The sequence below is a fragment of the Streptomyces sp. NPDC003327 genome, from assembly GCF_053589515.1.
In genome coordinates, this window is sequence record NZ_JBSFSA010000087.1 from 1 (window position 1) to 6,692 (window position 6,692).

8 protein-coding genes and 1 pseudogene are annotated in these 6,692 nt (G+C 72.0%); 5 read left to right on the forward strand and 4 right to left on the reverse strand.

What is annotated here, in order from left to right; translation table 11 throughout:
- The 3 genes from ACWDVG_RS31370 to ACWDVG_RS31380 form a co-directional block, all read left to right on the forward strand.
- Positions 1-90 (forward strand): acyl-CoA dehydrogenase family protein (locus tag ACWDVG_RS31370; RefSeq protein WP_144385854.1); only part of this gene is annotated, 90 nt, incomplete at its 5' end.
- 38 nt (positions 91-128) lie between these two features.
- Complete coding sequence (locus ACWDVG_RS31375; protein ID WP_451704299.1) at positions 129-914, forward strand: electron transfer flavoprotein subunit beta/FixA family protein; 786 nt, start codon at positions 129-131, stop codon at positions 912-914.
- Between the two features lie 38 nt (positions 915-952).
- Entirely contained in the window at positions 953-1,909 is a 957-nt protein-coding gene (locus ACWDVG_RS31380) for an electron transfer flavoprotein subunit alpha/FixB family protein (protein WP_451704301.1), read from the forward strand.
- 82 nt (positions 1,910-1,991) lie between these two features.
- Here the strand turns inward: ACWDVG_RS31380 and ACWDVG_RS31385 are convergent, their stop codons facing one another.
- From ACWDVG_RS31385 to ACWDVG_RS31400, 4 genes are all read right to left on the reverse strand, one after another.
- Entirely contained in the window at positions 1,992-2,375 is a 384-nt protein-coding gene (locus ACWDVG_RS31385) for a zinc ribbon domain-containing protein (RefSeq protein ID WP_451704303.1), read from the reverse strand.
- Between the two features lie 118 nt (positions 2,376-2,493).
- Entirely contained in the window at positions 2,494-3,207 is a 714-nt protein-coding gene (locus ACWDVG_RS31390; RefSeq protein WP_451704305.1) for a TetR family transcriptional regulator, read from the reverse strand.
- An 88-nt stretch (positions 3,208-3,295) separates the two neighbouring features.
- The gene (locus ACWDVG_RS31395; RefSeq protein ID WP_451704307.1) at positions 3,296-4,057 is read right to left on the reverse strand and encodes an SDR family NAD(P)-dependent oxidoreductase; all 762 of its coding nucleotides are present in this window, start codon (positions 4,055-4,057) and stop codon (positions 3,296-3,298) included.
- 306 nt (positions 4,058-4,363) lie between these two features.
- The gene (locus ACWDVG_RS31400; RefSeq protein ID WP_451704309.1) at positions 4,364-5,518 is read right to left on the reverse strand and encodes an acyl-CoA dehydrogenase family protein; all 1,155 of its coding nucleotides are present in this window, start codon (positions 5,516-5,518) and stop codon (positions 4,364-4,366) included.
- Positions 5,519-5,633: 115 nt separating this feature from the next.
- On the opposite strand from ACWDVG_RS31400, the gene ACWDVG_RS31405 reads away from it, so the two are divergent.
- Positions 5,634-6,239, forward strand: coding sequence for a TetR/AcrR family transcriptional regulator (locus tag ACWDVG_RS31405; RefSeq protein WP_451704311.1), 606 nt, complete (start codon positions 5,634-5,636; stop codon positions 6,237-6,239).
- Between the two features lie 145 nt (positions 6,240-6,384).
- Positions 6,385-6,692, forward strand: a pseudogene (locus ACWDVG_RS31410) (sugar kinase); the annotation flags it as partial.

Sequence of the window (6,692 nt, forward strand, 5' to 3'; positions counted from 1 at the left end):
GAGCGCATGATGCGCGACGCCAAGATCACCCAGATCTACGAGGGCACCAACCAGGTCCAGCGCATCGTCATGGCCCGCAACCTCCCGTAACCCCCCGTCATCCCAAGGCTGTTGGAAGGAGACAGGCCGTGACCCTGAAGATCGCTGTCTGTGTGAAGTACGTTCCCGACGCGACCGGCGACCGCGGGTTCGCCGACGACCTGACCGTCGACCGCGACGAGGTCGACGGACTGCTCTCGGAGCTCGACGAGTACGCGGTCGAGCAGGCGCTCCGCATCTCCGAGGAGTCGGACGACGCCGAGGTCACCGTGGTGACGGTGGGCCCGGACGACGCCAAGGACGCGCTCCGCAAGGCGCTGTCGATGGGCGCCGACAAGGCCGTGCACGTCAATGACGAGTCGATCCACGGCTCCGACGTGATGGCGACCTCCGCGATCCTGGCCAAGGCCCTGGAGAAGACCGGCTTCGACCTGGTCGTCTGCGGCATGGCCTCGACCGACGGCACCATGGGCGTGCTCCCGGCGCTGCTCGCCGAGCGGCTGAACCTGCCGCAGGTCACGCTGCTCTCCGAGGTCTCCGTCGAGGACGGCCTCGTCAGGGGTCGCCGCGACGGCGACGCCGCCACGGAGCTGCTGGAGGCCCCGCTGCCGGCCGTCGTCTCGGTCACCGACCAGTCCGGCGAGGCCCGTTACCCCTCCTTCAAGGGGATCATGGCCGCGAAGAAGAAGCCGGTCGAGGAGCTCGACCTGGACGACCTGGACATCGACGCCGACGAGGTGGGCCTGGCCGGCTCGTGGACGCTGGTCGACTCGGCCGCGGCGCGTCCGGCCCGTACCCAGGGCACGATCGTCACGGACGAGGGCGAGGGCGGCAAGCAGCTCGCCGCGTTCCTCGCGACCCAGAAGTTCATCTGACCCACCGTCAGCCAGACACCCCTCAGGAGCAATGAATCATGGCTGAGATCCTGGTTCTCGTGGACCACGCCGACGGTGCGGTCCGCAAGCCGGCCCTCGAACTCCTCACCCTGGCACGCCGTCTGGGCGAGCCCACCGCCGTCGTGCTCGGCGCCGGCGAGGCCGCCGCCTCGATCGCCGCGACCGTCGGCGAGTACGGCGCGGCCACCGTGTACGTCGCGGACGGTGCCGAGTTCAGCGAGCAGCTCGTCGTGCCGAAGGTCGACGCGCTCACCCAGATCGCCCAGGAGAAGGAGGTGGCCGCCGTCCTGGTGACCTCCTCCGGCGAGGGCAAGGAGATCGCGGCCCGCGTCGCGCTGCGCCTCGGCTCCGGCCTCATCACGGACGCCGTGGAGCTGGAGGCCGGCGAGAACGGCCCCGTCGCCACCCAGTCCGTCTTCGCCGCCTCGTACCAGGTGAAGTCGGCCGTCTCCCGCGGCGTGCCGGTCATCACCGTCAAGCCGAACTCCGCCGCCCCGGAGGCCGCCCCGGCCGCCGGTACGGTCGAGAACGTCTCCGTCGCCTTCACCGGCAACGCCGCGAAGGTCGTCTCGCGCACGGCGCGGGTCTCCACCGGCCGCCCCGAGCTGACCGAGTCGGCGATCGTCGTCTCCGGCGGCCGCGGCGTCGGCGCGGCCGAGGGCTTCGGCGTCGTCGAGAAGCTGGCCGACTCGCTCGGCGCGGCCGTCGGCGCCTCGCGCGCCGCGGTGGACGCGGGCTGGTACCCGCACTCCAACCAGGTCGGCCAGACCGGCAAGCAGGTCTCGCCGCAGCTGTACATCGCGGCGGGCATCTCCGGCGCGATCCAGCACCGGGCCGGCATGCAGACGTCGAAGACGATCGTGGCGGTCAACAAGGACCCGGAGGCCCCGATCTTCGACCTGGTCGACTACGGCGTGGTCGGTGACCTCTTCGAGGTGCTGCCGCAGCTGACGGACGAGATCGGCGCCCGCTGACCCGACGGGACGGCGGGAACGACGAAGGGCGGGTGGCACTCTGTGCCACCCGCCCTTCGGGCGTCGGAACCCGCGGGCGGGATCAGAACCAGCCGTCCAGCGGGACCTCGTCGCAGAGCCGTACGACCGGCCTGCGGCCGGAGACCCCGGCGCCCGCGAGCTTCACCCGGACCCCGGGGCGCACCGCGTGGAGCGGCCCGTCGACCCGGCAGCGCACGACGAAGCCCTCCGCCATGTGCACCGGCCAGAGGTCGGCCTCGGCCGCGGTATGGCCGCGGCGCACGGAAATCACGCCCTCCCCCACGCTGAGTTCGGGGGTCAGCTCCGTCGACCCGCAGGTCGGACAGAGCAGGCGCTGGAACGTCGTGGTCTGGCACCAGCGGCAGCGCTGGAAGTAGAGCTCGGCGTCCTCGGCCGGCTCCTCGGTGCGGACGGCGGTCCCGCTCCTCAGTCCCGTGTGGAACACGATGCCTTCTCCTTGCACTCGGCGGCTCAACCGTGCATGGAGCCAACATATGGCACTGAGTGCCACCAAATAAAGACCTGGATTCCCTCAATTCGAGATACTGAGATCCCTCGGTCGTTTATCCGCTTTCCCCGAGGCTCGACTCCACCTCGCGCACCACGCGCCACATCGGCGTGGACCGCTTGGTGATCACCACGACGACGTCCTCGCTCTCCTCCGCGGGGGCCTCCACCGCGACGGCGTCGGGGCTCCAGGTGGCCCGCACGAACTCCAGCGCGCGGTCGACCTCCGCCAGCGGATCGCCCTCGCCGCCCGAGCGCAGCCAGTGGCGCAGGGCGTGGTTGTGGGCGGCCACCACGGCGGCCGCGGCGACGTTGGCGCGCAGGGTGCCGTCCTTGCGGTCGGCCCAGCGGGTGCGCAGGTAGTCGCCGAGCGTCTTCTCGTACCGCCAGACCACCGAGAGTTCGTACGTCCGCAGACCGGCCACCTCGCGGGTGAGCCGGTAGCGCTGCACGGAGAAGGTCGGGTTCTCGGCGTACATCCGCATGACGAGGCGCGCGGCTCCGCAGACGCGGACCATGGGGTCGTCGGAGTCGGCGCTCGCCGCGAGGAAGCGGGTCATGTCGTCGAGGCACTGGTCGTGGTCGGGGAAGACCACGTCCTCCTTCGACGGGAAGTAGCGGAAGAAGGACCGCCGGCCGACCCCGGCCAGGGTGACGATGTCGTCGACGGTCGTCTGCTCGTACCCCCGCTCCAGGAAGAGCTGGAAGGCCGCGGCGATGAGGGAGTCCCGCATCGCGGGCTTCGTGGAGTTCGACGACGCTGTTCCCATGCCCCGAACCTAGCATTCGGGACCCGTCGGCGCGGCACTCGGTGCCGGAGATTTCCGACACCGAGTGCTGTAACGACGGTACGGAGGCTCAGCGCGCGGCCATGCGCAGGGCGCCGTCCATCCGGATCGTCTCGCCGTTGAGGTAGTCGTGCTCGACGATCATCGTGACGAGCCGGGCGTACTCCTCCGGGCGGGCGAGCCGCTGCGGGAAGGTCACGCTCGCGGCGAGCCCGGCCCTGACCTCCTCGCTGAACCCGGCCATCATCGGGGTGTCGACGATGCCCGGCGCGACGGTGACGACCCGGATGCCGTATTGGGCGAGGTCACGGGCCGCGGTGACCGTCATCCCGGCGACGCCCGCCTTGGAGGCCGCGTACGCGATCTGGCCGACCTGTCCCTCGAAGGCGGCGATCGACGCGGTGTTGACGACGAGGCCGCGCTGACCGTTCTCGTCGGGCTCGTGCCGGGCGATGGCCTCGGCGGCGAGCCGCATGACGTTGAACGTGCCCAGCAGGTTGACGTTCAGGACCGTACGGAAGAGGTCGAGGTCGTGGGGGCCCTTGCGGCCCAGGACGCGGGCGGAGGGCGCGATGCCCGCGCAGTTCACGGCGAGCCGGAGCTCGGCGCCGTCGGCGTCGGCCGCGGCCAGGGCGGCACGGACCTGCTCCTCGTCGGTCACGTCGGCGGCGAGCAGCCGGACGCCCTCGGGCAGCGGCCCTGCGGCGGCCACGGCCTTGTCCAGGTCAAGGCCGTAGACGGTGGCGCCACGGGCCGCGAGCGCGGCGGCGGTGGCGGCACCGAGGCCGGAGGCGGCGCCGGTGACGAGAGCGGCGGAGCCGGCGATGTCCATGGAACTCCTCGTTCGTGTCGTGCGGGGGACCCTGCCGGCGGGATGGCCGGCGGCCGGGGGCGCGTCCCGCGGGGGGACCACGCGGTCTGCGCGATCTGCGCCGCTCACCATAGAACCCCGGGCCGCGCCCCCGACAGGGGAACCGGCGGCCGCACGGGGGAGCACGGGCGACCGCTCCCGCACGAAAAGCACGAACCCCGGCCCGCCCGCAACGGGGGAGTGCGGGCCGGCCGGGGTCGGCTGTTCGAGCATACGCCCAAACTGGTTCAACACGAAATCACCCAGGGTGGCCCGCTTACGGCCCGCTTACGCCTTCGCGTGGGAGAGCCCCCGGCTGATCACCAGCCGCTGGATCTGGTTCGTGCCCTCGAAGATCTGCATGATCTTCGCCTCGCGCATGTAGCGCTCGACCGGGAAGTCCCGTGTGTAGCCGTAGCCGCCGAGGACCTGGACCGCGTCCGTCGTGACCTTCATCGCCGTGTCGGTGGCGATCAGCTTCGCCGCGCTGGCCTGGCGGCTGAAGGGGCGGCCGAGGTCGCGGCGGCGGGCCGCGTCCAGGTAGGTGGCGCGGGCCGAGTCCACCGCCGCCGCCATGTCGGCGAGGAGGAAGCCGAGGCCCTGGTGGTCCACGATCCGGCGGCCGAAGGTGGTGCGCTCGTTGGCGTACGCGACGGCGGCGTCGAGCGCGGCCTGTGCGAGGCCCGTGGCGCAGGCGGCGATGCCCAGGCGGCCGCTGTCGAGGGCGCTGAAGGCGATCTGGAGGCCCTGGCCCTCGGCGCCGACGAGCCGGTCCGCCTCGATGAGGGCGCCGTCCCAGTAGGCGGCCGTGGTCGGCACGGCCTGCAGGCCCATCTTGCGCTCGGGGGCGCCGAAGCTCAGCCCGTCGGCGGCGCCGGGGGCGAGGAAGCAGGAGATGCCGTGGCTGCCCGGGGCCGTGCGGGCGAAGAGCGAGTAGAAGCCGGCCTTGCCGCCGTGGGTGATCCACGCCTTGGTGCCGGTGATCCGGTAGCCGCTGCCGTCGTCCTGGCGCTCGGCCTTGCAGGAGAGGGCGGCGGCGTCGGACCCGGCCTGGGGCTCGGAGAGGCTGTAGCCGCCGATGGTCCGGCCCTCCAGCATGGCCGGCAGCCAGCGCTCCTTCTGCTCCGCGGTGCCGAAGGTGTGGAGGGGGTGGCAGGCGAGGGTGTGGACGCTGGTGGCGACCGCGACGGCGGCCCAGCGGGCGGCCAGTTCCTCCAGGACCTGGAGGTACACCTCGTACGGCTGGCCTCCGCCGCCGTACTCCTCCGGGTAGGCGAGGCCCAGCAGCCCCGCCTCGCCGAGGGTGGCGAAGAGACCTTCGGGATAGGTCTCGGCGGCCTCGTGCTCGTTCACCCGCGGAGAGAGCTCCTTGTCGGCGATCTCCCGGGTGAGGGCGATGAGGTCCGCCGCCTCGGGGGTGGGAAGCAGGCGGTCGACATCCATGGCGACTCCAGCGGCGCGCAAAGTGGTACTGGCAGGGGTACTTCAGTACCGCTTAGCGTAGCGCAGAAGGCTCCCGGGACAACCCTCCGAGCGCGCGGCCTGGAATACTGGCCCGGTGATCGAGACGCGAGCCGCCGACAGCCCGAAACTCACGGGCCGCGGCGCGGCGCGCCGGTCCGCGCTCTTCGAGGAGCTGGTGGCCCTGCTCGTCGGCGAGGGCTTCGCCCAGCTGACGCTCGACGACCTCGCCGCCCGGCTGCACTGCTCGAAGCGGACCCTGTACGGGCTGGCCGGCAGCAAGGAGCAGCTCGTCCGGGCGGCCGTCGTGCACTTCTTCCGGCGCGCCACCACGCGCGTCGAGGCGGTGCTGGCCGCCGAGAGCGCCCCCGCCGAACGGCTCGCGGCCTATCTGCGGGCCGTCGCCGCCGAGCTGGCCCCGGTCTCCCCCCGGTTCTTCGACGACGTGGCCGCCTTCGAGCCGGCCGCGGAGGTGTACGAGCGCAACACGCGCGCGGCCGCCGGGCGGGTCCAGCAGCTCATCGAGGAGGGCGTGGCCGCCGGGGTCTTCCGCGAGGTGCACGTGACCTTCGCGGCCGACGTGATCGCCTCCGTCATGGTCCGCATCCAGCGCCGCCAGGTCGCGTCGGCGACCGGACTCGCCGACGCCGAGGCGTACGAGCAGCTGGCCGAGCTGCTGCTGAGCGGCCTCCGCAAGGCCTGATCCCGCATGCCCGGTTCGGGCGTCCGTTCAGGTCCTGAAGACGGAGGGCACTTATTTCACTAGATGCCTTAAACCTCAAGAGAAGGCCGCTCGAGCGTTCCCGGCGCGGTATGTTGCGAGGAGGACGAGTGAACGAGGGGCCCACGTGACGAAGCGGACCGGACGCACTGTGCGGGACCTGCGGCGCGAGAACCGCACCGCCGTGCTCCAGCGCCTGTACTTCGAGGGGCCGATGAGCCGGTTCGCGCTCGGGCCCGCGACGGGGATGAGTTCGGGATCGGTCAGCAACGTGGTGGCGGAGCTCGTCGCCGAGGGCCTCGTCGAGGAGGCCGGCAGCGTCGACTCCGCGGGAGGCCGCCCCCGTACGCTGCTGCGGATCAGCCCCGGCAGCGGCTGCATGATCGGCGTCGACGTCGGCGAGACCCGGGTCAGGGTCGAGCTCTTCGACCTCAC

Bases quoted from the DNA above. Each gene is read 5' to 3' on its own strand.
- ACWDVG_RS31380 (WP_451704301.1), top strand. From the start codon at position 953: ATGGCTGAGATCCTGGTTCTCGTGGACCACGCCGACGGTGCGGTCCGC.
- ACWDVG_RS31390 (WP_451704305.1), bottom strand. From the start codon at position 3,207: ATGGGAACAGCGTCGTCGAACTCCACGAAGCCCGCGATGCGGGACTCC.
- ACWDVG_RS31395 (WP_451704307.1), bottom strand. From the start codon at position 4,057: ATGGACATCGCCGGCTCCGCCGCTCTCGTCACCGGCGCCGCCTCCGGC.
- ACWDVG_RS31400 (WP_451704309.1), bottom strand. From the start codon at position 5,518: ATGGATGTCGACCGCCTGCTTCCCACCCCCGAGGCGGCGGACCTCATC.